Annotated in this window: 22 protein-coding genes; 8 read left to right on the top strand and 14 right to left on the bottom strand. The window is 64.6% G+C overall.

The window, feature by feature from the left end:
- Positions 1–171: 171 nt before the first annotated feature.
- The 10 genes from plsB to pyrE all read right to left on the bottom strand — a co-directional run bounded on the left by plsB (position 172) and on the right by pyrE (position 12,047).
- Entirely contained in the window at positions 172–2,679 is a 2,508-nt protein-coding gene (gene plsB / locus DZK26_RS00850) for a glycerol-3-phosphate 1-O-acyltransferase PlsB (protein ID WP_116899073.1), read from the bottom strand.
- A 124-nt stretch (positions 2,680–2,803) separates the two neighbouring features.
- Entirely contained in the window at positions 2,804–3,520 is a 717-nt protein-coding gene (pyrF, locus tag DZK26_RS00845; RefSeq protein ID WP_116899072.1) for an orotidine-5'-phosphate decarboxylase, read from the bottom strand.
- On the bottom strand, positions 3,507–4,340 hold the full coding sequence (locus DZK26_RS00840; RefSeq protein WP_181918474.1) for an alpha/beta hydrolase: 834 nt from the start codon (positions 4,338–4,340) through the stop codon (positions 3,507–3,509). The genes pyrF and DZK26_RS00840 overlap by 14 nt, the downstream gene beginning before the upstream one ends.
- Positions 4,340–6,511, bottom strand: coding sequence for a DNA helicase II (gene uvrD / locus DZK26_RS00835; RefSeq protein ID WP_116899070.1), 2,172 nt, complete (start codon positions 6,509–6,511; stop codon positions 4,340–4,342). The genes DZK26_RS00840 and uvrD overlap by 1 nt, the downstream gene beginning before the upstream one ends.
- 6 nt (positions 6,512–6,517) lie before the next feature.
- Positions 6,518–7,798 carry a phosphoribosylamine--glycine ligase gene (purD, locus tag DZK26_RS00830; protein WP_116899069.1) on the bottom strand — a complete coding sequence of 427 codons (1,281 nt, stop codon included), beginning with the start codon at positions 7,796–7,798 and terminating at the stop codon, positions 6,518–6,520.
- 292 nt (positions 7,799–8,090) lie between these two features.
- The gene (gene purH / locus DZK26_RS00825) at positions 8,091–9,632 is read right to left on the bottom strand and encodes a bifunctional phosphoribosylaminoimidazolecarboxamide formyltransferase/IMP cyclohydrolase (protein WP_116899068.1); all 1,542 of its coding nucleotides are present in this window, start codon (positions 9,630–9,632) and stop codon (positions 8,091–8,093) included.
- A 24-nt stretch (positions 9,633–9,656) separates the two neighbouring features.
- Positions 9,657–9,908, bottom strand: a complete 252-nt coding sequence (locus tag DZK26_RS00820; RefSeq protein WP_181935602.1) for a helix-turn-helix domain-containing protein — start codon at positions 9,906–9,908, stop codon at positions 9,657–9,659.
- 81 nt (positions 9,909–9,989) lie between these two features.
- A complete protein-coding gene (locus DZK26_RS00815; RefSeq protein WP_116899075.1) occupies positions 9,990–10,748 on the bottom strand; it encodes a DUF3426 domain-containing protein in 759 nt (252 codons plus the stop codon).
- A gap of 10 nt (positions 10,749–10,758) precedes the next feature.
- Positions 10,759–11,394 carry a DUF4124 domain-containing protein gene (locus DZK26_RS00810; protein WP_116899066.1) on the bottom strand — a complete coding sequence of 212 codons (636 nt, stop codon included), beginning with the start codon at positions 11,392–11,394 and terminating at the stop codon, positions 10,759–10,761.
- A gap of 8 nt (positions 11,395–11,402) precedes the next feature.
- Positions 11,403–12,047 (bottom strand): orotate phosphoribosyltransferase, encoded by a 645-nt coding sequence (pyrE, locus tag DZK26_RS00805; protein WP_116899065.1) that lies wholly within the window; start codon positions 12,045–12,047, stop codon positions 11,403–11,405.
- Between the two features lie 82 nt (positions 12,048–12,129).
- Here pyrE and DZK26_RS00800 point away from each other — a divergent pair, with 82 nt between their 5' ends.
- The 5 genes from DZK26_RS00800 (at position 12,130) to DZK26_RS00780 (ending at position 18,633) form a co-directional block, all read left to right on the top strand.
- A complete protein-coding gene (locus tag DZK26_RS00800) occupies positions 12,130–12,855 on the top strand; it encodes an ABC transporter ATP-binding protein (RefSeq protein ID WP_116899064.1) in 726 nt (241 codons plus the stop codon).
- 3 nt (positions 12,856–12,858) lie between these two features.
- A complete protein-coding gene (locus DZK26_RS00795; RefSeq protein ID WP_116899063.1) occupies positions 12,859–15,222 on the top strand; it encodes an ABC transporter permease in 2,364 nt (787 codons plus the stop codon).
- 10 nt (positions 15,223–15,232) lie between these two features.
- Positions 15,233–16,429: an efflux RND transporter periplasmic adaptor subunit gene (locus DZK26_RS00790; protein ID WP_116899062.1), complete on the top strand. Its 1,197-nt coding sequence runs from the start codon at positions 15,233–15,235 to the stop codon at positions 16,427–16,429.
- An 85-nt stretch (positions 16,430–16,514) separates the two neighbouring features.
- The gene (locus DZK26_RS00785; RefSeq protein ID WP_116899061.1) at positions 16,515–17,282 is read left to right on the top strand and encodes an exodeoxyribonuclease III; all 768 of its coding nucleotides are present in this window, start codon (positions 16,515–16,517) and stop codon (positions 17,280–17,282) included.
- Entirely contained in the window at positions 17,272–18,633 is a 1,362-nt protein-coding gene (locus DZK26_RS00780) for an AmpG family muropeptide MFS transporter (protein ID WP_116899060.1), read from the top strand. Before DZK26_RS00785 ends, DZK26_RS00780 begins: the two co-directional genes overlap by 11 nt.
- On the opposite strand, the gene DZK26_RS00775 is transcribed toward DZK26_RS00780, so the two are convergent.
- Both DZK26_RS00775 and DZK26_RS00770 read right to left on the bottom strand, forming a co-directional pair.
- Positions 18,630–19,760, bottom strand: coding sequence for an anhydro-N-acetylmuramic acid kinase (locus tag DZK26_RS00775; protein ID WP_116899059.1), 1,131 nt, complete (start codon positions 19,758–19,760; stop codon positions 18,630–18,632). The two genes, DZK26_RS00780 and DZK26_RS00775, sit on opposite strands and share 4 nt — an antisense overlap.
- Positions 19,761–21,221: an OapA family protein gene (locus DZK26_RS00770; protein ID WP_181918472.1), complete on the bottom strand. Its 1,461-nt coding sequence runs from the start codon at positions 21,219–21,221 to the stop codon at positions 19,761–19,763.
- A gap of 126 nt (positions 21,222–21,347) precedes the next feature.
- Here DZK26_RS00770 and tyrS point away from each other — a divergent pair, with 126 nt between their 5' ends.
- Positions 21,348–22,538, top strand: coding sequence for a tyrosine--tRNA ligase (gene tyrS / locus DZK26_RS00765; RefSeq protein ID WP_116899057.1), 1,191 nt, complete (start codon positions 21,348–21,350; stop codon positions 22,536–22,538).
- Between the two features lie 12 nt (positions 22,539–22,550).
- Here tyrS and DZK26_RS00760 read toward each other — a convergent pair whose 3' ends face one another.
- Complete coding sequence (locus tag DZK26_RS00760; protein WP_116899056.1) at positions 22,551–23,159, bottom strand: DUF924 family protein; 609 nt, start codon at positions 23,157–23,159, stop codon at positions 22,551–22,553.
- A 49-nt stretch (positions 23,160–23,208) separates the two neighbouring features.
- Positions 23,209–23,388, bottom strand: coding sequence for a PLDc N-terminal domain-containing protein (locus tag DZK26_RS00755; protein ID WP_116899055.1), 180 nt, complete (start codon positions 23,386–23,388; stop codon positions 23,209–23,211).
- Between the two features lie 104 nt (positions 23,389–23,492).
- Here DZK26_RS00755 and DZK26_RS00750 point away from each other — a divergent pair, with 104 nt between their 5' ends.
- Entirely contained in the window at positions 23,493–24,548 is a 1,056-nt protein-coding gene (locus DZK26_RS00750) for a GGDEF domain-containing protein (protein ID WP_116899054.1), read from the top strand.
- 134 nt (positions 24,549–24,682) lie between these two features.
- Positions 24,683–25,678, top strand: coding sequence for an N-acetylornithine carbamoyltransferase (locus tag DZK26_RS00745; protein WP_116899074.1), 996 nt, complete (start codon positions 24,683–24,685; stop codon positions 25,676–25,678).
- Positions 25,679–26,010: the final 332 nt, after the last annotated feature.

The raw sequence follows: 26,010 nt of genomic DNA, 5'->3' as shown, positions 1-26,010 counted from the left end.
GTGACTTTTCTCGCGCAAGAGAAAAGTTACCCGCCATCAGCCTGCGGAGCAGGCGGGCGGAACAGCAGTTGACTTGTCGGGACCCGCACCGCGCGCGGTCGCGTGAAACCACCCAACGGCACAATACCTAACGCGCCCCGAAACAACGTCTGCCGGGGACAAGTCCCCGACCTACCCGTCCTTCCCGGTCAACTCCAGCAACCCTGGTGTCACCTGGATGATGGTGTGCCGGATCTCCTTGCTGAGCACCAGTTTGGCGTCGCGGGCGAAGCTCTCGAGTTGCCGCCCGAACAGCAGGCAGTTGTCCTCGTCGCGCGAGAGGAAACCGCTGTCGAACATCGCCTCGATGAACTGGCGGAAAAGGGTGCGATCGTAGAACTCGGGTGCCTGGAATTCGTGCAGCAGGGAGATGCGCTGGGCCGAGAGGATGCAAAGTTGCTCGAGCTGTCGGCGAGTGAGCCGGCCCGAGCCGTTCTTGACCAGCACGGCCATGGTGATGAAGTAGCGCTCGAAGGTCTGCAGCAGCGAACCGCCCAGCAACCGCAGATAGTAGCTTTGATCGCTGCCTCCTGGCGCACGCTGTAAATCGTCGCCGGAGGCGCGCAGCAATTCGAGTTCGATCAACGAATCGATGCAGCGTTCGACGACGTTGTCGAGTTCGTCTTCGGACCAGGGCAGGAAAAGCTCGCGTTGAAGGAAGGGGTAGACGGTCCGGCTGAGGGTCCGTAGTCGCGAGCGGCGCACACGTTGCGTATTGAGGAAGCAGCAGGCGATCCATGAAGTGATGGCCAGAAGGTGCGCGGTGTTGTTCCGGAAATAGGTCAACAACAGGGCCGTCGTGGCGTCCGTGCGGATGATGTTGCCGAGGCGATGCTCATGGCGCTCCACGATGCCCAGTTCCAGGCCATACTCGATCACCTGGCCGGGAGTCATTCGCGTGATGGTGACCCGGTCTGAATAGCTGGTCAGGCGGACCACGTTCTTGAGCACGCCGATCATCTTTACGAGGTCGTCTTCGTCGAGGGCGTGCTTGCGACTGGCGAGCAATGCAGTGGCCAGCAGATTGACCGGATTGAAATCGGCCGAGCGATTGATGTTGACCATGATTCCGTGGGCGAGGTCATCGACCACCAGGCCGAGCCACGGGGGCTTGCTGCCGTTCTCCAGCTTCTCCTCGCGCCATTCCGGCTTGTGCGTGTCGAGAACGGACTCGAGTTTGATCGGCTCACCGAAACTGACCGTCACCTCGCCGTAGTTCTTGCGCAGGATGTTGATTACATTGCGGAAGTCCGACAGCGATTCGGGTTTCTTCTGCTGGCCCGACAGCTCCGAGATATAGGCGTTGCCCTCGGCCAGTCGCTCGTAGCCGATGTAGACGGGCTGGAACAGAAGCGGCCTGGAAGGGTCGCGCAGGAAGGCGCGCACGGTAATCGAGAGCATGCCGGCGCGCGGCGGCAGCAGCCGGCCGGTACGCGAGCGCGTGCCCTCGATGAAGTATTCCATGGCGACGCCGCGGTCGAGAATGAGTGTGACGTACTGATTGAATACCGCGGCATAAAGCGGTTGCGAACGAAAGGAGCGGCGCAGGAAGAATGCACCGCCGCGGCGCAACAAGGGGCCGATCAGCGGCATGTTGAGATTCACGCCGGCGGCGATATGCGGCGGCACGAAGCCCCGGTGGTAGAGCAGGTAGGACAGCAGCATGTAATCGATGTGGCTGCGGTGACAGGGCACGTAGACGACTTCGTGCCCGTCCTGCGCCTCGCGGAACTGGCTGAAATGGTTGACGATCACACCGCGGTAGATGCGGTTCCAGAACCAGGTCAGCAGAAGGTCGAGAATGCGAATGAAGGCGTAGGAATAATCCGCGGCGATCTCGCGGGCGTACTTGCGTGCGAACAGCTCGGCCTTTTCCTGGCTGATGTCGTCACGACGGGCCTTGGCCGCGATGGCCTGTTGCACGGACTCCGAACGAATCACCCGTTCGACCAGCGTGCGCCGGTGGGAGCGGTCGGGCCCGATGGCGGCGGTGCGCACACGCTTGAAATGAACCCGCAACACCCGGCTGATACGCCCCAGCGCCTGCGAACTGTCCTCGGTTTCTTCGAGAACCTGACCGACATCCAACGGCTTGCCGAACTGAACCATGGTTGCACGGCCGTTGATGAAGGTCGAAAACAATCGCCGGATGCGCCCTGCCATACCCCAGTTTTCGGAGAACAGGATCTTGAAGATGCTCTCTTCCTTGTCCGGAGCGCGCCCGATCAGCACGGTCACCGGAACGATCTGAACGCGAGCGAGTTCATCGGCATCGGCGCGCTCGATCAACTGGCGCAGCATCTGCGGATGGCGCCGCCGCTGGGGTCGACGGATGATGAAGCCTCCGGAGCGCCGCGACGCGCTGTAAGAGCGCGAGAGGACGCCATCGCCGACGCGGAAGGTCTCACCCGGCCCGGGCCAGTCGAGCTTGCGGCAGACTTCCTCGACGATCAGCAGCGAGGACAGCGCATACGTGTCCAGTACATAGAAAACTGGTCGGTCGGGGTCGATTTCCAGTTCCGACAGGTCTTCGGGCAGTACGGTGGAACGGACCCACCAGTGCAGAATGCGCCGGAGCAGGTGCAGCCAGACGCCGTAAAGACGCGCGGGCAAGCCGTTTGGGGAACTGAGTCGCTGCATGACAGGGTTGCGATTCGGGGCGGCAAGTTTACCATCCGGCCGCCGATGCCGAATGGCGCGCGGGAGGCGACGAAAGCCCGGTAACCGGCAGAAACCGATTATCGGGTCAAAAGTACACCGGCGCCTAACCGAAATACTGTGCGATTTCTTCCTGAATGCCGGCGGCGGCTGCCGCCGGTTCCTCGGCGTCGCGGATCGGGCGGCCCACCACGATGTAGTCGGCGCCGGCCGTGAAGGCCTCGCCGGCGCTGAGTGTGCGCTTTTGTTCGTCCCGGTTGGCCACGGGGCGGATCCCGGGGCAGACCGCAACCAGGCGGTCGTCGACGTGGCGGCGCAGGGCCGGTACTTCCAGGCCCGAAGAAATCACGCCCGTGCAACCGATTTCCAGGGCGCGGCGCGCACGAGAAAGCACCAGGCTTTCAACGTCGCACTTGAATCCCAGGTCGTCGAGATCGCCCTGGTCCAGGCTGGTCAGCGCGGTCACGGCCAGGATGCCCATCTCGCCGCGATTGGCCACGGCCTCGGCGAGCATGCCGTCGTTGCCGTGGACAGTCAGAAAATCGACGTCCCGGCGCGCGAGCTGCGCGGTGGCCCGGCCCACGGTGGGTGGAATGTCGAACAACTTGAGGTCGGCAAAGACACGCTTGCCCTGCTGCTTGAGCTCGTCGGCCAGTTCGAAGTAGTGACCGCTCAGGAAGAGCTCGAGACCGAGCTTGTAGAAGTGCACATGATCGCCGAGCTGGCGGGTGAGATTTCGTGCCCGTTCGATGTCGGGCACGTCGAGGGCGAAGATCAGCCGTTCCCTGGCAGGGATGTTCTGGCGATTGTCAGGCAGCGTCATGAAAATGCTCCAGGATGTTCGGGGCAATGCGTTCGGGATACAGCATGTGCAGGTGATGCCCGCCGGGGCAGCTCACCGTCTCCCGCCGATGCTGCAGCGCGGCCAGCCTGAGCTGGAACATGCGCTGGTTCATCAGTCCGGTACCCGGATCGGAATGGACATTGAGCACGGGCGCTTCGATGTGGGCGAGCAGATCGATGACCTGCGGCTCGGTGTAGCGATGGGCGGTGGGCCAGGTCAGGCGCTGGTCGTGGCGCCATTGCCAGCCGCCGTCGGCCTCGACCAGGCCGCGTTCGGCCAGCAGGCGGGTCGAGGCTTCGCTCAGGTCGCTGCCCTGCTGCCTGGCGGCGACGGCGTCGTGACGGCCGGCATGCACGCGCCGGTTTCTCGGCCTGGAACGAGCCACCGCCTTGCGCCAGCCCTCGGCGGTCTTCTCGGCCGGCGCTGAAAGTGGTCCCAGTCCTTCGATCAGGGCCATCGAGTTCACGCGCTCCGGTGCGGCGGCCGCGACCAGGGTCGATACGGCACCGCCGAGCGAGTGACCGAGCAGGTTCGCACGCTGCCAGCCCAGGTCGTCGAGGACCGCCAGTACGTCGAAGCTGTAGTCGTCAAAGTGATAGCGCACGCCGTCGGGACGCGGCGCCGACAGCCCGTGGCCGGGAAAGTCGACGGCGACCAGGTCGAGCCCGCCGAGATGCTCGCTCAGCGGCAGAAAGGAGTGGGCGTTGTCGAGCCAGCCGTGCAGCGCCAGGACCGGCACATCGCCCCCGCGCCAGCGCAGGCCCGAGACACGGCCGTCGAGCAACTCGATGGGCTCCATCAGTCCAGGCGCTCGAGGTTGGCGTAGGACAGCACCAGCCATTTCTGGCCGGCGGATTCGAAGTTGATCTGGACGCGGGCGTTGGCCCCGCTGCCCTCCAGGTTGACGACGGTGCCGATACCGAAGCGCTCGTGGCTGACGGTCGAGCCGAGCGTGAAGTCGTGTTCGGCACCGGCTCCGCCGGCGCTGCCGCCACCGAAGGCCGTTCCGACATACCGGGCCGGCTTCGGGCGGACCTGCTCGATCAGCTCCTCGGGCAGTTCGTCGAGGAAGCGCGAGGGATAGCTGGTGGAAGTCTGGCCGTGCAACATGCGTGATTCGGCGTAGGACAGGTACAAGCGCTGCATGGCGCGGGTCATGCCCACGTAGCACAGGCGACGCTCCTCCGACAACCGGCCCGGCTCCTCGGTGGACTTCTGGTGCGGGAACAGGCCTTCTTCCATGCCGGACAGGAACACCAGCGGAAACTCCAGGCCCTTGGCCGAGTGCAGGGTCATGAGCTGCACGCAGTCCTGCCACTTCTCACCCTGGTGTTCGCCGGCTTCCAGCGCGGCCTGGGCCAGGAAGGAGGCCAGCGGACTCAATCCCGCCTGTTCGTCTTCGAGCGGTTGGTCGAAGGTCTCGGCCGCGCGGATGAGCTCGGTCAGGTTTTCCTCGCGCGTTTCGGCACGATCGGGCGCCTCGCGCTGGCGATACCAGCGCGCCAGGTCGGCGGTTTCCACGATGGCCGACATCAGCTCGCCCAGCGAGGCCTCGCGCGTGCGTTCATCGAGATCGTTGATGATCTGCAAAAACTGCGCGACGGCGTTGCCCGCCCGGGCGGCGAATGCGCCGCTGTCGCGCATGGCGGTGGCTGCCTTGAACAGCGAGGTGTTGCTCGAACGGGCGTGATCGCGAATGGCGGCGACGGTCCGTTCGCCGATACCGCGCGAGGGCACGTTGACCACGCGCTCGAAGGCCGGGTCGTCGTCGCGGTTGTGCACCAGCCTGAGATAGCCCATGGCGTCCTTGATCTCGGCGCGCTCGAAGAAGCGCTGGCCGCCGTAGACGCGATAGGGAATGCCTTCGGCAAGCAACTGGTGCTCGAACAGGCGCGACTGGGCGTTGGAACGATAAAGGACCGCCGCCTCCGAGGCCGCGCCGCCTTGCTCCAGCCAGTCGCGGATGCGCGCGACCACGAACTCGGCTTCTTCCTCGGCGCTGAAGGCCGAAAAGACCCGAATCGGTTCACCCTGCTCGCCCTCGGTCCAGAGGTTCTTGCCCATGCGCTCGTCGTTGTTGGCAATGACCCGGTTGGCGGCCTCGAGGATCGTGGCGGTCGAACGGTAGTTCTGCTCCAGCCGGATGACGGCCGGGTCGAAGTCGCGCGCGAAGTCGGAGACGTTCTCCACCCGCGCGCCGCGCCAGCCGTAGATCGATTGGTCGTCGTCACCGACGACGAACAGGCGCGCCCGGTCCCCGGCGATGATGCGCACCAGCGCGTACTGCAGCTTGTTGGTGTCCTGGAATTCGTCGATCAGGATGTGGCCGAAGCGGTCGCGGTATTGCTGCTGCCGCGCCGGGTTGTCGCGCAGCAGTTCGAGCGTACGCAGCAGCAGCTCGGCGAAGTCCACCAGGCCGGAGCGCTCGCAATAGTCCTGGTAGTTGCGGTAGACCGCCACCTGGGTGAGCGCATGCGGATTGTCGAAGGGCTCGATGTGTTCGGGCCGGCGCCCTTCGTCCTTGTGATGGTTGATGAAGCCCTGCATGGGGCGGGCGGGATATTCGCCCTCGTCGAGTTCCATGTCGCGGATCACGCGCCGGATCAGTCGATACTGATCCTCGCTGTCGAGAATCTGGAAGGTCTCCGGCAGGCCGGCCTCGTCGGCGTGCATCCGCAGGATGCGGTGGCAGATGCCGTGGAAAGTGCCGATCCACAGCCCGTCGGGCCGCAGGCCCAGCAACTGCCCGACGCGCGCACGCATCTCGCCGGCAGCCTTGTTGGTGAAAGTCACCGCCAGCAGGCCCATGGGACTGACGTGGTGGACCTGGATCAGCCAGGCGATCCGGTGCACCAATACGCGCGTCTTGCCCGACCCGGCCCCGGCGAGCACCAGCACGTGCCCGTCCTCGGCCGTCACGGCCTCGCGCTGTGCGTCGTTGAGCTCCTCGAGCAGGTGGCTGACGTCCATGCAGCCTCAGCCCCTGCCGATGGCGCGGAAGCCGATATCCGATCGATAAAAGGCGTCTTCGAAGCCGATCTGGGCGATCCACTGGTAGGCGCGGGCCTGGGCCTTCTTCGGCGTGTCGCCCAGGGCGCACAGGGCGAGGACGCGCCCGCCGCTGGTGACCACCCGTCCCTGGTCGTCCAGTGCCGTGCCGGCGTGGAAGACTTTCACGTCTTCGGGAAAGTCGGACTTCAGGCCGGTGATAGGTCGGCCCTTCTCGTAGCTGCCGGGATAGCCCCCGGCGGCCATGACCACCGCCAGGGCGGTACGCTCGTCCCACTCGGGGCTGATCCTGTCGAGCGTGCCGTCGATCGCGTGTTCGATGATCTCGACCAGGTCGGACTTGAGCCTGAGCATGATCGGCTGGGTTTCGGGGTCGCCGAAGCGCACGTTGAATTCGAGTACCTTGGGGCCGGTAGCGGTGAGCATCACCCCGGCGTAGAGAAAGCCGGTAAACGGCCACCCGTCCGTGGCCAGGCCGTCGAGCGCGGGTTCGATGATGTCGTCGATGATCCTGCGGTGCACGTCCTCGTCGACCACCGGGGCGGGCGAATAGGCCCCCATGCCCCCGGTGTTGGGGCCGCGGTCGTCGTCGTCGCGGCGCTTGTGATCCTGGCTCGAGGCCATGGACAGATATTGCTTGCCGCCGGCGACGACGATGAAGCTCGCTTCCTCGCCCACCAGGAACTCCTCGATGACGACACGCCGGCCGGCCTTGCCGAAGGCCTCGCCGGAGAGCATGTCCTCGAGCGTGGCACGCGCCTGTTTCTCGGTTTCGACGATGACCACGCCCTTGCCGGCGGCCAGGCCGTCGGCCTTGAGCACCACCGGCAGGCCGATGCCGTGAATCATTTCCATGCCTTCCTCGACGTCGTCGACCACGCCGAAAGCGCCGGTGGGAATGTCGTGTCGGGACATGAAGTCCTTGGCGAAGGCCTTGGACGATTCCAGCCGCGCGGCGTCGGCACTCGGGCCGAAGCACGCCAGGCCGGCGGCCTGGAAACGATCGACGATGCCCGCGGCCAGCGGCGCCTCGGGGCCGACCACGGTCAGCCCGACCGACTCCGACTTTGCCAGTTCGATCAGGCCGTCGATATCCTCGGCGCCCACATCGGCATTGCGCATGCCCGGTTCGGAGGCAGTGCCGGCATTGCCGGGCGCGACGATGACTTCTCTGACCTTCTCCGACTGCGCCAGCTTCCAGGCCAACGCATGCTCACGACCACCACCGCCGACGACGAGAAGCTTCATTGGTGTGCTATCCGGGATGTTTGCGCCAACTCATTGTACCGCGGCACCCTGGCGCGAAAGGGGCTTTCGGGAGAGCGAAATTCGAAATCCGAAATCTCAAATCCGAAACAAATTCGAAAACCCAAGTGCGAAATGCTGCGAGCTGATGTTTTTCGTTTCGAATTTCGTGCTTCGTGCTTGTTTCGGATTTCGATATTCGAATTTCGAGTTTGATTTTCCTTTTTGGTGCTTGTGATTTCGAATTTTCGGCATCGCCCCGAAGCCGTTGCGTTTGATGTGTTGCCGGCTCGTACTAATGACGAAAATGTCGCCGCCCCGTCAACACCATCGCGATGCCGTGGTTGTTGCAGGCGTCGATGACTTCCTGATCGCGCTTCGAGCCGCCCGGCTGGATCACCGCGCGGATGCCGCGTTCGGCGGCGGCTTCGATGCTGTCGGCGAAAGGGAAGAAGGCGTCCGAGGCCATTACGGCGCCCTCCAGGGAGAGCCCGGCGGCCTCGGCCTTGAGCGCGGCGAAGCGGGCGGAGTCGACACGGCTCATCTGGCCGGCGCCGATGCCCACCGTGGCCCGGTCTTTCGCATAGACGATGGCGTTGGAGCGCACCAGGCGCACGGCCGCCCAGGCGAAGCGCAGGTCGTCTAACTCGGCATCGTCGGGGGCACGCTCGGTGACAATCTCGAGCTGCGGCACGCTTTGCCAGTCGTCGCTCGACTGCACCAGCCAGCCGCCGTCGATGGCGTGCAGCTCCAGCGGCTGCGGCGCAGTATCGCCCGGCGTGAGTACGCGCACGTTGGGCTTGGCGGCCAGCATTTCGCGCGCTTGTGCGCTGACCGACGGGGCGATCAGCACTTCCATGAACTGCTTGAGCAACCGAGCGGCCAATTCGGCGTCGACTTCCCGGTTGACCGCGATGATGCCGCCGAAGGCCGAAGTCGGGTCGCAGGCGAACGCCTTGTCGTAGGCTTCGGCAATACTGTCACCCTGGGCGGCACCGCAGGGGTTGGTGTGCTTGACGATCACGCAGGCTGCTTGCTCGCCCAGGCTTCTCACACCGGCCCAGGCGGCGTCGGCATCGAGCAGGTTGTTGTAGCTCAAGCCCTTGCCCTGCAACGGCTGACATCCGGCCAGCCCGTGAGCGCCCTGCCCTCGAACCCGGTAGACGCCAGCCGCCTGATGCGGGTTTTCCCCGTAGCGCAGCGGCTGGATTGCGTCGAGTGCCAGGTTGATCCGTGGTGGCAGTTCGCTGTCGGAATCGTGATCCGACAGCCACTGGCTGATCTGGCCGTCGTAGGTGCAAGTGTGGGCGAAGGCGCGCGTGGCCAGTTCGCGCCGAGCACGTTCGTCGGGCAGCTCGGGCAGTGATTCGATAAACGCCGAGTAGTCGTCGGGATCGCACAGCACACAGACATCGCGGTGGTTCTTGGCGGCGGCGCGCAGCAGGGCGGGCCCGCCGATATCGATGTTCTCGACGGCCTCCTCGAGCGTGCAGTCCGGTCGCGCCACGGTCTCGGCAAATGGGTAGAGATTGACCACGACGACGTCGATGCGGTCGATCCCGTGTTCCTTCATGACCTCAACGTCACTATCCCGCCGGCCCAGAATGCCGCCGTGGATCTTCGGGTTCAGGGTCTTCACGCGCCCGCCCATGATCTCGGGGAATCCGGATAGCTCGCTGACCTCCGTCACGGTGAGGCCGGCTTCGGTGAGCGCGCCCGCGGTTCCGCCGGTCGACAGCAGTCCGAATCCGGCCTGTTCGAGCCGGCGCGCAAGTTCCACCAGCCCGCGCTTGTCGGAAACGCTCAGCAGGGCCCAGCGTGGATTCGATTCGTTCATCAGCAAGACTGCTCCGGACAGGGGTTATTCCAGGCCGTAGCGACGGATACGGTTGCGCAACGTGGTGCGGGTGATGCCCAGAATTTCGGCTGCCCGCGACTGGTTGCCGTCGGTGTGCTCGAGCACTGTCTGGACAAGGGCGCGCTCGGATTCACCCATGATCAGGCTGTGCAGGTTGTCCGGCGGTGTCTCGCCCATGTCGTCGAGATACTGGCGGACGACACAGCGCACAAATTCGTGCAGGCACGGTCCCTGATCTGGCTGCTTCTCGGACAAACTATGCATCCCTCGAAAGGCTTGGATCGTTCCACCATTGCGGTGGACGGAAAACCATAGCACAACTGGTCCGGGAACTCCCTAATGAAAACGCATTTGAAACCCGGCCGGATCGCTCGTGCCGACGACAAATTCCAGCAGCACCGGCATGACCACGCCGGCCGGCAGGCCGCGCTCGATCACCCCGCTATCACGGACATATTCTTCCGGCCGCAGTCGTCGTACACCCAGTACCTGTTGGCTGGCATCGAAGAAACGTACCTCCACGATCGGAAAAGGCACGGCCGTCTCAGCCTGGTTGTGCAAGCTGGCGCTGATGACGACCGCGTCATCGAGGCTCGGGTGTGGATGCAGGTCGCGCGAGACGATCTGGATGGTCTCGTTGGGATCGAGGCCGGCATCGGGTTGTGCGGCACTCCCGAGCCAGTGCGCAATGGGTGAGCCCGGTGTCTGCCAGAATGACCAAAGCTGGATCACCAGCAATGCCAGTAGCGCGGCGCTGATCGCCGGCCAAAGCCAGGGGCGCCGGTTGTCGTCCTGCAGCTCGCTTTCGAAGCCTGGCAGGGGCTCGACAGCCGACGTGTCTTCAGGCTGGTCGTCGGTATCGTCGAAGTATTCGACCGGTAGCTCGGCCTGAACCATGTCTGGGTGTTCGAGCATGGGCGGCATTCCGCCGCCTCGCAGGGGCTCGGTCGACTGATCGGGATGATGTTCGAACAGTTCGGAGAGGCTGTTGAAGGTCTTGCCGCAATTGCCACAGCGAACCACACCGGCAGCTTCGGCCAGGACATTGGCCTGAAGCTCGTAGACGGCCTGGCAGGCCGGGCAGCGCGTGAACATGGCTGTGACCTCAGCCGCTTTCTTCGCCTCGCGAGGTCAGCTCGCGATAGCGCTCGAGGTTGGACGAGTACGCTTCGCGAGCCTCGGCCTCTCTCTCGTCGAGACGCTTGAGATCGGCGCGCAGACCGCGCAGTTCTCCACGGGTTTCCTCGATGCGCGTCTTGAGGGTCTCGGGCACCGCCTGGCCCTCGCGGTTGAGTTCAGCCGCCCGGCCGACCAGGCTCTCGAACCGTTTTTCCACGAGTTCAAGTGCCTTTCGGGTCGAGCTGCGCTGGCTCTCGATACCCGCCAACTGCAGTTGCAGTGACTGCTGCAGTTCTTCCTCGCTGTTGTAAGTGGCCAGCAGCATGCGATCACGCGATTCCTGGCTGCGTTCCTCGGATTCGCGCTTCTCCCGCTCGGCCCGCTGTCGGCGACGCTCGGCGATTTCCTCGGGACTCAACGCGGGCTCGACACGATCACGAATGGTGCCGTCCGGGCCCAGGCGGACGTAACCGTAATCCTTGTACCGCGGGGGAACGGTCTGGCCATAGTGGGTTTTGCCCTCATCGTCGACCCAGCGATACACGGACTGGGCCTCGGCCGCGGGCGCAGCCAGGAGCAGTGCCGACAGGAGTAACAGGAGAAGCGGGATGCGATGCAGCATGGTCGAATTCAGGCGCCGTAGCGTTGTTGGTAGCCAATCACGTTATCGAGCGTTGCCGGCGGGTTATCGTGTGAGGCCAGCCACTCGATGAGATCCTGCAGGCTGGCGATCGACACCACCTGCAATCCACGGGATTCGACAGCCTGGACGGCCGAGCGTTCGTCCTCGCTCCCGCGTTCCTGGCGGTCCAGGGCGATGGCCACGCCTGCTGCCTCGGCGCCGGCGTCGGCAATGATGTCGAGCGCCTCGCCGATGGAGGTGCCGGCCGAAATCACGTCGTCGACGATCAGTACGCGCCCCGACAGGGGTGCGCCGACCAGCGCTCCGCCCTCGCCGTGGTCCTTGGTTTCCTTGCGATTGTAGGCGAACGGCACGTCGATGTCGTGATCCCGGGACAGGCTCAGGGCCACGGCCGTGGCCAGCGGAATGCCCTTGTAGGCCGGGCCGAAGAGCATGTCGAATTCGATGCCGGCATCGACGATGGCATCGGCATAGCAGCGCGAGAGCGTATCGATGGCCGTCCCGCTACTGAATTCGCCGGCGTTGAAGAAGTACGGGCTTTCACGCCCGGACTTCAGGGTGAAGCGGCCGAAACGCAGTGCCTCGCGTTCGTGCGCGAGCTCGAGAAAACGGGTCGTCCAGGGCTTGAGCATGCTCCATATTCTAGTTGATTAAGATCATGCACTTGGCGCGGGTCTGTCCTATGCTGGACACATCCAGATGCGGGGAGCATGGATGGAACGGATGCACGGCGATGGGTCGGTGGTCTTCGAAGCTCGGGGGCTGACCCGGGTGTACCAGATGGGGGAGGTCGCCATTCACGCCCTGCGCGGTGTCGACCTCGATCTCTATGCCGGTGAACTGGTGGTCATGCTCGGTGCTTCCGGTTCGGGCAAGTCGACCCTGCTCAACATCCTCGGCGGCCTCGACGCGCCCACCGAGGGTACCGTTCACTATCGGGGTGAATTGCTGGGCGCCGGCGGCGAACGCGGGCTGACCCGGTTCCGGCGTGATCACGTCGGCTTCGTGTTCCAGTTCTACAACATGATTCCCAGCCTGACCGCGCTCGAGAACGTGGCCGTGGTCACCGATATCGCGCGTGATCCGATGTCGCCGATCGAGGCCTTGCGCCTGGTCGGACTGGAAGACCGGCGCGATCACTTTCCCTCGCAGCTGTCCGGCGGTGAGCAGCAGCGTGTGGCCATCGCCCGCGCCGTCGCAAAGCGACCGGCCGTATTGATGTGCGACGAACCCACCGGCGCGCTCGACTCGAAGACCGGTATCCGCGTGCTGGAAGTCATCGAGCAGGTCAACCGCGAAATCGGCACCACCACGGTAGTGATCACGCATAACGCCGTGATTGCGGAAATGGCCGACCGCGTGGTGCGCCTCCGCGACGGCCGAATCGATGCGATCGAGGAAAATCCCGAACGCGCCGAGCCCGCAAGCCTGAGCTGGTAGCCGATGCGCGCGCTGAGTCACAAGCTCCTGCGCGACCTCTCGGTTCTGAGGGGGCAGGTGGCGGCCATTGCCGTGGTGATCGCCGCCGGGGTGATGACCCTGATCATTGCCGTGACATCGCTGGATGCCATTCGCTACAGCCAGCAGGCTTTCTATCGTGACTATCACTTTGCCGAGGTGTTCACCGAGCTCAAGCGCGCGCCCGAGCACCTGGCCTCGCGCATCGCCGCCATCGACGGTGTGGACCGCGTCCACACGCGTGTGATCGCCCCGGTGCGACTCGACGTTACAGGATACGACGACCCGATCAGCGGCCAGCTGATCAGCATTCCAGACGGCAACCAGCCGCCGATCAATCGACTGCACCTGCGCGAAGGGCGTCTGCCGGCCTCCGGCCGCGCCGACGCCGTTGCCGTCAGCGAGCCCTTCGCCGAAGCGCACGGCTTGCGTGCGGGCGACCGCCTGCAGGCGATCATCAACGGACAGCTCGAAACACTGACCGTCAGCGGCATCGTTCTCTCGCCCGAATACGTCTACCAGCTCGGCCCCGCCGACCTGATTCCCGACTACGAGCGATTCGGGGTGCTGTGGATGAACCGACGGGCGCTTGGCCGGGCCTTCGACATGGACGGTGCGTTCAATAGCGTCACGCTGACCTTGCAGCCCGGCGTGGAGCCGGCCCCGGTGATTGCCGGGCTCGACCGCCTGCTCGACGATTACGGCAGCCTCGGCGCCTACGCCCGCGACGAGCAGGTCTCGCACCGCATCCTGTCGCAGGAAATCGACCAGCTCGCCGTGATGGCCGTCATCCTGCCGGGGATTTTCCTCGGCGTTTCGGCTTTCCTGCTCAGCGTCCTCATGGGGCGAATCGTGCGGACCCAACGCCAGCAGGTGGCCGTGCTCAAGGCCTTTGGCTACAGCAATGCCGAACTGGTGCGCCACTACGCCCTGCTGACCGCCCTGATCGTGCTCGTCGGCCTCGGCCTGGGTGTGGCGGCGGGGGCCTGGGCGGCCGACTGGGTGGCCGCACTCTACATGCAGTACTTCCGGTTTCCGGACACGCGCTTCGAAGTCCGCCCCCAGGTCATCGCCCTGGGCGCGGCGGTTTCGGGCGCGGCTGCCATGCTGGGCACCTGGCGTGCCGTGCGTGAGGCGGCTGTCCTGGCGCCGGCGGAGGCCATGCGCCCGCCGGCACCGGGCGTCTTCCGGCAGGGCTGGCTGGACCGATCCGGCCTGCGTCGCTGGCTGGACCAGCCCACGCGCATCATCTTCCGCAACCTGGGGCGGCATCGCCTCAAGGCCTCGCTGTCGGTCCTCGGCATCGCCCTGTCGGTCGCACTGCTGCTTGTCGGGAGCTACCAGTTCAATGCCATCGATGAGCTTATCGACACGCAGTACCGCAAGGTCCTGAAGATGGACGCCATCGTCCATCTCAATGAAGTGACTTCCCAGCGGGCGGCGGCCGAGCTGCACCACTATCCCGGTGTACGCCAGGTCGAGCCCTTCAGGACGGTGCCGGTGAGGCTGGTCCACGGCCTGCACGACTATCGAACGGCCATCGAAGGCATGGCCCGACGGCCCGCCCTCCGCGGGCTGATCGATGGTGCGGGCGGGCAGCAGGAGCTACCGGCTGAAGGCCTGGTGCTGACCGACTACCTGGCCGAGCATCTCGATGCCCGGCCGGGTGATTTGATCGAGGTGGAGTTCAAGGCCGGCCATCGCCGTACCGTTGACGTGCCGCTGGCCGGGGTGGTGGCCGAGCCGTTGGGTGTGGGCGCCTATATGGCCCGACCGGCGCTCAACCGCCTGATGCGGGAGGGGCCGGCCGTGTCCGGTTTCTGGCTGGCGTTCGATCGTCAGCACGAGCAGGCGCTGTATCGCGAGCTTCGCGACGTCCCGCGGGTGGCTGGTATCGGCCTTATCCGTCGGGCCGAAACGGACATCCGCGGCTATATCGAGGACACGGCGTTGGGCATGATGAGCGTGATGCTGTTGCTGGCCGCCTCGATCGCCTTCGCCGTGGTCTACAACAGTGCCCGGATCGCCTTCGCCGAGAGAGAGCGCGAGCTGGCCACGCTGCGGGTGCTGGGGTTCGGGCGCGGCGAAGTCGCCTGGATACTGATCGGGGAGCTGGTGGTGTTGACGTTGATGGCCATCCCGCTCGGCTGGTTGCTGGGAACCGCCCTGGCCTGGATCCTGACGGAAGCCATCGCGATGGACATGTTCCGTATCCCCTTCGTCATCTCCCGCCAGGCCTACGCGTTCTCCGCGGCAGGTGTGCTGGCGGCGGCTTTACTTTCGGCCGTGCTGATCGCGCCGCGGTTGTTGCGCCTGGACATGGTGACGGCACTGAAATCGGTGGAATAGAGTAGAAAACATGACCAAACAGAGAAAGATCCTGCTCACTTTGGCCGCACTGGCGCTTCTGGCGTTGCTGGTCTGGTCGCTACGACCATCGCCCGTGGTGGTGACGACGGCCGAGGTGCAACGTGCGCCGCTTTCGGAAACGGTCGAGGAAGAGGGGCGCACGTATCTGCGCGATACCTACGTCGTGTCGGCTCCCATCGGCGGTTATCTGCACCGGGTCGTACTCGAGCCCGGCGATACCGTTGCCGCCGGTGATACCGTTTTCGAGCTCGAGCCACCGCCGGCACCGGCGCTGGATGCACGGATGCGTGAGCAGGCGCGCGACTCGCTGGCGGCCGCGCAGGCGCGCCTGGAGGCCGCCCGGGCCGAGCGTGGCAACCGCGAAGCCGACCTGGATCTGGCCGAGAGTGAACTGCGGCGTATTCGCAAGCTCTTCGAGCGCTCGCTGGTCTCCGAAAGCGAGCTGGAACGGGCCGAGAACGCCGTATCAAGGGCGGAATCGGCGCTGGCCGGGGCGCGCGCATCGGTGGAAGCAGCCGGCTTCGAGGTCGAGAATGCGCGCGCCGTGCTCGATATTGCCGAAGGCGAACGCAGCGGTGACAGCGGCCAAGTGCTGCGGGTGGCCGCACCCGTTGGCGGCATGATCCTTTCCCGTGAACGTTGCTGCGAGGGCGTGATCCAGGCCGGCGCGCCGGTGCTCGAAATCGGCCGGCTCGAGGAACTCGAAGTGCGTGTCGACCTGCTGAGCATGGATGCCGTGCGCGTGCGTGCCGGCACCGAGGTCATGATCGAAAACTGGGGTGGCGGGTATCCGCTCGAAGGCCGGGTCCGGCGCGTCGAGCCGGCTGGTTTCATGCGTGTCTCGGCCCTCGGCGTGGAGGAGCAGCGCGTTCCGGTGCTGGTCGAGATCACCACGCCAAGAGACCAGTGGAGTGAACTGGGAGTCGGTTTCCGGGTGGAGGCGCGTTTCGTGCTGTGGGCCGGTGAAGACGTGTTGCAGATCCCGGCCAGCGCCCTGTTCCGGGCCGGCGGGGCGTGGCAGGTCTTCGTCGTCGAGAACGGGCGTTTGTCGCAACGAAACGTCGAGCCGGGAAGGCAGGGCGAGCTGCGAACGCAGATACTGTCCGGCCTGACGGCGGGAGAACGCGTGGTGACGCACCCCGGCGATCGCCTGGCCGACGGATTGTCAGTGGTGATCGAGCCGTAGTCAGGCCCCGGTACCCGCATGCCTGCTGCAGGATGGCGGTCGCAGGTTATCATTGGCCGCCACTCGGCAATGACGACCCTCGACCATGCGCATTATCTCGCTCAACGCCAACGGGATTCGGGCCGCCCACCGCAAGGGCTTCTTTGACTGGCTGAAGAAGCAGGATGCCGATTTCGTCTGCATCCAGGAAACCAAGGCCCAGCACTGGCAGCTGGCCGACCGCGATTTCTTCCCGATCGGCTACCACTGCTATTACCACGACGCCGAAAAGAAGGGCTACTCCGGCGTGGCGCTGTATTCGAAGCACCAGCCGGTGCGGGTGGTCTACGGCCTGGGCTGGGAAGAATTCGACCGGGAAGGGCGCTGGCTGCAGGCCGATTTCGAGAACCTGAGCGTGGTTTCGCTCTACCTGCCCTCGGGCACGTCGAAGGACGAGCGCCAGCAGTTCAAGTACCGTTGCATGGAGCGCCTGCACCCGCATCTCGAGGAACTGGCCGGTCACGACCGCGACTATGTCATCTGTGGTGACTGGAATATCGCGCACAAGGAAATCGACCTCAAGAACTGGAAGGCCAACCAGAAGAATTCGGGCTTCCTGCCCGAGGAACGGGCCTGGCTCGACGAGGTGTTCGGGCCCGTCGGCATGGTCGACGCCTTCCGCCAGGTCGACCCCAACCCGGACCGTTTCACCTGGTGGTCGCAGCGCGGCCGCGCCCGCGAGAAGAACGTGGGGTGGCGAATCGACTATCAGGTCGCGACGAAGGGCCTGGCCGATCGTGCCCGCTCGGCCGAGATCTACACCGACGAGAACTTTTCCGACCACGCGCCGCTGATCCTCGACTATGACGACTGAAACCGCCGGCGAGCGCTGGCGGCGGGCATGGGGGGTCTACACCCGTCCGACGGTCCTGCGCATGCTGCTGCTGGGGTTTTCCGCCGGCCTGCCGTTCATGCTGGTGTTCTCCACCCTGACCGCCTGGCTGCGGGACGAGGGTGTGTCGAGAACGGCCATCGGTTTTTTCGCCTGGATCGGCATCACCTACTCGGTCAAGGTGTTCTGGTCGCCCGTGGTCGATCGCGTGCGCCTGCCGCTGATGACCCGCGTTTTCGGCCAGCGCCGCGGCTGGATGCTGCTGGCGCAGGTCGGCATCATGGTCGGGCTGGCGGGGATGGCACTGACCGATCCCGATTCGCAGCTCACCCAGATGGCGCTGCTGGCCTTGCTGGTCGCTTTCTCGGCCGCGACCCAGGACATCACCATCGACGCCTTCCGGATCGAGTCCGACAGCAACGAGTTCCAGGCCGCGCTGGCCGGCACTTACGTGCTGGGCTACCGAATGGCCATCCTCGCGACCGGCGCCGGTGCGCTCTATATCGCCGACTTCGCCACCTGGACGCTGGCCTACCTGTGCATGAGTGCGCTGGTGCTGGTCGGGGTCGTGGCCGTGCTGATCTCGCCCGAACCGACCTCGCTCGAGCGGCTCGACATCGAGCAGGACCCGCTGGTGATCGGCTACCGTGAGCGCTCGCGACTGAAGGGGCGTCTCCAGGACCTTGGCGCCTGGCTGACCGGTGCGGTGGTCGCCCCCCTGGCGGACTTCTTCCGCCGCAACGGCTGGATGGCGCTGCCGGTGCTGGCCCTGGTGGGGCTGTTCAAGGTTTCCGATCTTTCCATGGCCGCCATGGCCAACCCGCTTTATCTGGACCTGGGCTTCACGCTCAGCGAGATCGCCACGGTCACCAACGTGTTCGGTATTTTCATGACCATCGCCGGCGGCCTGCTCGGCGGCATCCTGGTGGCCCGGTATGGACTGATGCCCATGCTGCTGGCCGCAGCCGTCATCGTGGCGGTGACCAACCTGCTCTTCGCCTGGCTGGCGACCATCGGTCCCGAGTTGTGGGCGCTGTTCATGACCATCGGCGCCGACAACCTGGCCAACGGCCTGTCGGCCACGGTGTTCATCGCCTGGCTGTCCTCGCTGGTCAGCCGGCGCTACACGGCCACGCAGTACGCCCTGTTCAGCTCGTTCATGACGCTACCCGGCAAGCTGCTGGGCGGCCCCTCGGGCTGGATCGTCGACAACGCCGGCTACGTGTTCTTCTTCGTCTACGCCTCGGCGCTGGGTATTCCCGTAATCCTGCTGATCCTGTGGCTGATGAGCCGTCATTACACCGGCGAGCGGGTGGCTGGTCAGGAATCCTAGGGCTGATTCACGCTTCCGGACAGAACAGCATGACGTGCGCCGGTAATCGGGGGTGTGTCAATGCGCTGTTCGCGCAGGCGAGTCCGCGCCAGCCACGCGAACAGTGTGGCTTCCACGTGATCGGCGGGCAGTCCGAAGGCATCGCTGGCGACGATCGGGATGCCGCCCAGATTTTGTCCCAGGCGTTCGACCAGGTGGGTATTGGCCGCGCCACCGCCGCAGACGATGACTCGATCCACGACATCGTCGCTGGCCGCTTGCAATGCCTCGGCCAGGCTTCGGGCCGACAACTCGGCCAGGGTGGCTTGGATATCCGCCGGCCGGGCCTCGGCCCAGGACGGCAGGCGTTCCTTCAGCCAGCCCGGGCTGAAGTACTCGATGCCCGTGCTTTTCGGCGCGGGCTGCTGGAAATAGGGATCGTTCATCAGCGCTTCCAGCCAGGCGGGATCGACCCTGCCGGAAGCCGCCCATCGCCCGTTTGTGTCGAATCGTCCTTCATCGCGATGGCTTCGATACCAGGCATCCAGGAAGCAGTTGGCCGGGCCCGTATCGAATCCGATGACTTCGCGGCCGGGCGCGAGCAGGGTGACATTGGCGATGCCGCCCAGGTTTACGACGGCGCGGCACTCGGTCTCGCTTGAAAACAGCGCCTGGTGCAGTAGCGGCGCCAGCGGCGCGCCCTGCCCGCCGGCGGCGAGGTCGGCGCGGCGGAAATCGGCCACCGTGGTGATGCCGGTTTGTGCCGCAATGCGATGGGGGTCGCCGATTTGCAGCGTGAAGGGGGGATCGGCCTCGGCATGGTGGACGATGGTCTGGCCGTGTGACCCCACGGCGGTCACGTCGACCGGCTTCAGCCCGGCCGCATCGATGACGGACAGCGCCGCCTCGGCAAAGCGCTCCCCCAGAATGGCGTCCAGTGCGCCAATCCGGGCAACGGGAAACCGATCGGGGTCCAGGCGCACGGCATCGAGCGACGCGCGCAGGTCGTCATCGAAGGGATGCGTGAGGGCGGCCAGCAGCGTGGGCCATTCGGAATCGAACGCGACAACGACGGCATCGATGCCGTCCATGCTGGTGCCGGAAATCAGCCCGACGTAATATCCCTCGCCGGCTGGCGAGATTGTCATTCAGCAGCTGCTTTCGACCGACTTGCAGCCGCCGTCGACTTCGCGGCTGGCCAGCATGGCGTCGGGGGGTGCCAGGGCATCCAGGCGGGCCAGCAGGCCCTCTCCGACACGGCTGAAGTCTTCCATGTGCTCGGCCGGCAGCGGATCGGCCGGCGGCAGGTCGACCGTGCGTGGATTGCGGTGAACGCCGTTGAGCAGGAACTCGTAGTGCAGGTGCGGTCCCGTGGCCAGGCCGGTCGAGCCGACGTGGCCGATGGTCTGGCCCTGGCGCACGCGATCGCCCCGTTGAACCACCTTCTTCGACAGGTGGAGATAGCGCGTGACGATGTTGTTGCCGTGCTTGATGAAGATGTAGTTGCCGTTGGCCCGCGTGTAGCCGGCCTTGATGACGGTGCCATCGCCTGAGGCCCAGACCGGCGTGCCGGTATTCGCGGCGTAATCGGTGCCGTTGTGCGGCCTGACGCGTCGGGTCACCGGATGCAGGCGGCGTGGGTTGAAATTGGACGACACCCGGGCGAAGTTCAGCGGCGTGCGCAAAAAGGCCTTGCGCATGGGCCGGCCGTCGGGAGCGAAGAAATCGGGCCCGTTGCCGGCGTCGAAGCGCACCGCTTCGAAGCTTTCGCCGCGATTGATGAAGCGGGCGGCCAGGATGTTGCCGTCTCGCAGGAATTCGCCTTCGCGCCAGACTTCCTCGTAGATGAGCGCAAAGTGGTCGCCGTCGCGAATGTCGAGGGCGAAGTCGATGTCCCAGCCGAAAATGGTGGCCAGGCGCATGATCATGTCGTCCGACAAGCCGGCCTCGCGCGCATCGTTGTAGAGCGAGGTGTTGATGGTGCCCGACGCCTCCACGATACGGCGTTCTACATGGCGCGGCTCGGTGCGGGTGACCAGGCCGTCTTCGGCGCGTTCGACGAACAGCCAGGCTTCCTCGTCGAGTTCGGTTCGCAGGGCGCGAAAGCCTTTCTCGGGATGGATGTCGAAAGCGAATTCGTCGCCGGGCCGGATTCGCGCCAGGTTGCGCGTCTGCTCGGTCGTCGTGACGATTTCGTGCAGCAGGCCGGCACTCAGGCCCAGGTCCCGGAATACCCGTTCAAGCGTCTGGCCGGGCTCGATCTCGACGATTTGCCACGATTCGGCGGGGGCTTCCCGCTCCGCCGCCGGGGCCGGATGGCTGCCCACGGAGGCTGTCAACACTCGTGGTTGCGCCAACTCGGATTCGGAAGCGCTCAGTTGCGGCAGTTCCAGGGGCTTCACGCTGGCTGCCGGAGAGCCCTTCGGTCCGCTGGGAATCATCGAGATGACAACGCCCAGCGCGATCAGTGCGACGGCGGCCAGGCTGAAATGCGGTCGTTCACGCAGGGCGCGCGAGCAGTGTCGAGCAGCCCCTTTGCCGATAGCGACAACCGAATCGCTCAGCTCCTGAAACGAGGGGCGCGATCGGGATCGACCGGCTGTGGCCATTGATTTTCTGCTCATGCACTGACGAATGGGGGCTTCAAACCCGTTAACATTACCGATGATTGGCCCGGCAAGTCAATGTTGGCGAGCCCGGGATTGCAGACATGACAGCATGGATTACGCTACAAAGTGACGGATATCAAAGAAATAATCCGCGGTGCCGCCGAGATCATTCAGGTCGACGAGCTTGAAAAACGCCTCGACGAAGGACGCCCGCTACGCATCAAGGTGGGTTTCGATCCCACCGCACCCGATCTGCATCTCGGCCATACCGTGATCCTCAATGCCATGCGGCGTTTCCAGGATGCCGGCCACACGGTGATCTTCCTGATCGGCGATTTCACCGGCATGATCGGTGATCCCACCGGCAAGAACGTCACGCGCAAGCCGCTGACCGAGGACGACGTACGGGCGAATGCCCAGACCTACCGCGAACAGGTGTTCAAGATCCTCGATCGCGACAAGACCGAAGTGCGCTTCAATTCGGAGTGGTTCTCCGACATGAGCGCGGCCGACATGATCCGCCTGGCGTCGCAACACACGGTCGCGCGCATGCTCGAGCGCGACGATTTCGAAAAACGCTATCGGGCCAACCAGGCCATCGCCATCCACGAATTTCTCTATCCGCTGGTGCAGGGCCATGACTCGGTCGCCCTCAAGGCCGACATCGAAATGGGCGGCACCGACCAGAAGTTCAATCTGCTCGTCGGCCGCCAGCTGCAGCAGCAAGCCGGCCAGGCGCCGCAGGTCATCATCACCTGGCCCTTGCTGGAAGGTACCGACGGCGTGCAGAAGATGTCGAAGTCGCTCGACAACTACGTCGGCATCAACGAGTCGGCCGACGACATGTTCGGCAAGTTGATGAGCATTTCCGACGAATTGATGTGGCGCTATTTCGAATTGCTCAGCTTCCGCCCGATCGAGGATATCGAGGCATTGCAGCAGGCGGTGGCCGACGGCGGCAATCCGCGCGACGCCAAGTTCGCCCTGGCGATGGAAATCGTCGATCGCTTCCATGGTGAAGGCGCCGGGGAGAAGGCGCGAGATCGGTTCATCGCCCGCTTCCGCGGCGGCCAGATGCCCGAGGACATGCCGGAAAAGACCCTGCCGGCCGAAGACGGCGGCATCGGTATCGCCGCGGCCCTGACCGCCTGCGGGCTGACCGCGTCGAATTCGGAAGCCTTTCGCATGATCAAGCAGGGTGCGGTCAAGATCGACGGTGAGAAGGTCGAAGACCGTGATCGCGTACTCGGGGCCGGTTTCGAGGGCGTGCTTCAGGTGGGCAAGCGGCGCTTCGCCCGGTTGACCGTCCAGGATTGAGGGCAAGCGGCGCTATTGGCCGTAGCGCGGGCCGTTCTCGAGAAAGTTCAGCTCCGCTTCGGTGCTCTTACGGCCCAGCACCTCGTTGCGGTGCGGATAACGCCCGAAGCGCTCGATGATGGCGGCGTGCTCGCGTGCGTGTTTCAGGAATCCGCCGGCCATGTCGGCGTGTTCCGGGAAATCCGAGACCAGCTGTTCGTACAGTCTTACCGACTGTTCCTGCACCAGCGAATCTTCGCTGTGCTGCAGCGGTATATAGAAAAACGCACGCTCGGCCAGTCCGTATTCGCGATCGATGCCGCCGGTGATTCCGGCGAGCGTGAGCGCCAGGGCCCGGCCGTCGTAAGCGAAGGCCCGGGGCTTGCGGCGGAATATCACGCGAGGGGCCTGGTCCAGGGCCAGGATCAGTGCGAGCCGGCCCTGGGGCGTGGGAAGCCAGTCTGTCAGCAAGTCCGCGGCTGCTTGCCGCATGGTCGTCTCGAATTGCTCACGCACGGCCGCGTCGTCGGCCGTGCTCGGCTTGAACCAGAATGCCATGCGGTCGCCGATGGCCTCCGGGCGGTCGCGAGCTTCACCGAACCAGAATGCCAGCAGGTCCTCGGGTGTTGCCGCCTCACTCATGGTTCATCAGCCCCGCCTTCGGGATGGAAAGCGCTACCGGCAAAGAGTGCTACCCTTTGGGCCCCAGCAGCAGCCAGAGGATCAGCCCGAGCAGCGGCAGGAGCAGAAGCAGAAGAATCCAGAGAACCTTGGCGCCGGTTCCGGCATGGCTCTGGGCGGTCTTGATGATGGCCCAGATGATGATGATCAGCCAGATCAGGCCCAGTAAACCGCTTACTTCAATGCCCATGTCATGTCCTTCGTGTCGATGATGATTGAATCGAGAAGTCCAAGCATCGGCGCTTCGGTCAGCGGCGTCAAGTATCTGTATCGATTGCCTGTTCGGAGCATCGTTTGGTAGATCGCAGCAAGCACGAACGTATTGCACTATCCCCCTCGAGGCGGCGCCAGCGAGGACGTCAGCGCCTGCGCTCGGACTTTCGTCTGGCCATCATCAGCCTGTTCGGCCTGTGTACCGTTCTGGGAATTCTGCCGCTGGCGGTGTATCGCTATTTCGTGGGCGATTGGCAGACCGGTACCGGCGATGTCGTTCTGGTGGGCATCATTGTCGCCCTGGTGGCTTATGCCTGGAAGAGCGGGCGAACGCGCCTGGCCGCTCGTGTATTGGCCCTGATTGTCACCTTCGGCTATCTGGTTCTGGTGATCTTCGGCAGCATCAGCGTGATGTGGGCATTTCCCATTCTGAGTGCCGGGTTCTTGCTGGCTGACCGCGTTTTCGGCTCCCTTAGCGCCGTCGGAACGCTGGTGCTCACCGCACTGTTCAGCGGGCGGTTCGATACAACCGTTGATCTGTGGAGTTTCGTGACAACCGGCGTGCTGGTGAGCATCTTCGGTCTGATCTTTGCCACCTGGACACAGATGCAACGCCGCCAGCTGGCTTCGATTGCCAGGAGCGATCCCCTGACGGGCGCCGGCAACCGCCTGGGCCTGCGCACCGCACTGGACGAATGCGTCAAGCGTTTCCAGGAGGATCGTGAGCCGGCCGGGTTGGCGTTACTCGATCTCGACCACTTCAAGGCCGTCAACGACACCTATGGGCATGACGCCGGCGACCAGGTGCTGATCGAATTGGTCCGGCAGGTCCGATCGCACATGCGCGACCAGGACCAGGTTTTCCGGATGGGCGGGGAGGAATTCGTGTTGCTCCTGCCCGATACCGATGAGCATGGGCTGGTGTCCGCCTTGTCGAAACTTCACGCTCATTTACGCAAGCACCTTTACGGACCTGGCGGACCGGTCAGGGTTTCCATCGGGGTGGCCTCGCTGAACGGGCCCGACCCGCAGTCCTGGCTGGCACGCGCCGATCGCGCCCTCTACCGTGCCAAGGAAGCGGGTCGCAATCGCCTCGAAATTGACGGCATGGATGGGAGCGAGGCACGACGAGCCTGAGGGCGCTGCTACCAGCTTGCCCCGATCAAGTTCGCGAGGGCATACTCGACCGCACAATGCGGGCCTGGCCGCACTGCAACCGATCCAGGCATGCGCGAAAGTGCACGAGCAAGGAAAGGGCGAAGACCACTGACATGCGACATTTTCTCAATACGATCGATTGGTCCCGTGACGAGCTTCAGGCGTTGCTCGACCGTGCGCGCCTGTGGCGCGAAGGCGAATCCGGTCGTCCGCTGGCCGGGCGATCGGTGGCCCTGCTGTTTCTCAATCCCTCGCTGCGCACGCGCGCCTCGTTCGAGGTTGGCGTGCACGAACTGGGCGCGCATGCGGTGGTGCTGGAACCCGGCAAGGGCGCCTGGGGCATCGAATTCGAAACGGGTGTGGTCATGGACGGCGATGCCGAGGAGCATATCGCCGAGGTTGCCGGGGTACTCTCGCGCTACTGCGACGCTATCGCCCTGCGCGCCTTTCCGCTGTTCAAGGACTGGCAGGAAGATCGGCAGGACAAGGTGATCCGCTCGCTGGCGCAGTACGCCAGTGTGCCGGTGATCAACATGGAAACCATCGTCCACCCCTGCCAGGAACTGGCGCTGATGCGCACCGTCCAGGACCACATCGGTTCACCCGTCGGCAAGACCTTCGTGCTGACCTGGACCTGGCACCCGCGCCCGCTCAACACTGCCGTGGCCAACTCCGCCTTGCTGATCGCGAGCAAGTTCGGCATGAACATCCGCATGCTCATCCCCGACGAGGCCTATCGCCTGGATGAGCAGTTCATGGACGCCGCCGACCGGCAGTGCGAAGCGTCGGGCGGCTCCCTGGAAGTCACCACTGCCATCGAGTCGGCCTACTCGGGCGCCGACTTCGTCTACGCCAAGAGCTGGGGCGCGCTGCCTTTCTACGGCCGGCCCGACGAGGAAGCGAAGCTGCGCGAGCCTTACCGCCACTTCATCGTCGACGAAGAGAAAATGGCCCTGACCGACAACGCCCGCTTCAGCCATTGCCTGCCGCTCAGACGCAACATCAAGGCTACCGACGGCGTGATGGACGCCGACTACTGCGTCGCCCTCGACGAAGCCGAAAATCGCCTGCACACGCAGAAGGCGTTGATGGCGGAACTGATCGGCTAAGTCAATCCCACCGATCCTCGCGGAGCGCGCACCAAGCCGCTCCCGTAAAACCCTCGCATGTCCGATTTTTACAAGCATCGAACCATTGGTGTTTGAGAGCATCAAGCCTTCTCGCTCCGCAACAAGACGGGGGTCGCCCGCACGCGCATAGCGAAGAGTGTGCAAGCAATCCTCCGGTTGCCATATCAACCCATCCCGCGGCGGCGTAATGTTTACCGGCGCTGGCGACGGCACAAGAGGGCTTTATGTATCGACTGATTCTCACGACGCTGCTGGTCATGGCGACGAGCGCTTCGCTTGCCCAGGTCACCACCGAATTCACCTACCAGGGC

Source organism: Wenzhouxiangella sp. 15190, assembly GCF_003417465.1.
Taxonomy (GTDB): domain Bacteria; phylum Pseudomonadota; class Gammaproteobacteria; order Xanthomonadales; family Wenzhouxiangellaceae; genus Wenzhouxiangella.
Note: the sequence above shows the minus strand (reverse complement) of the source record. Positions and strands in the feature narration are given on the sequence as shown.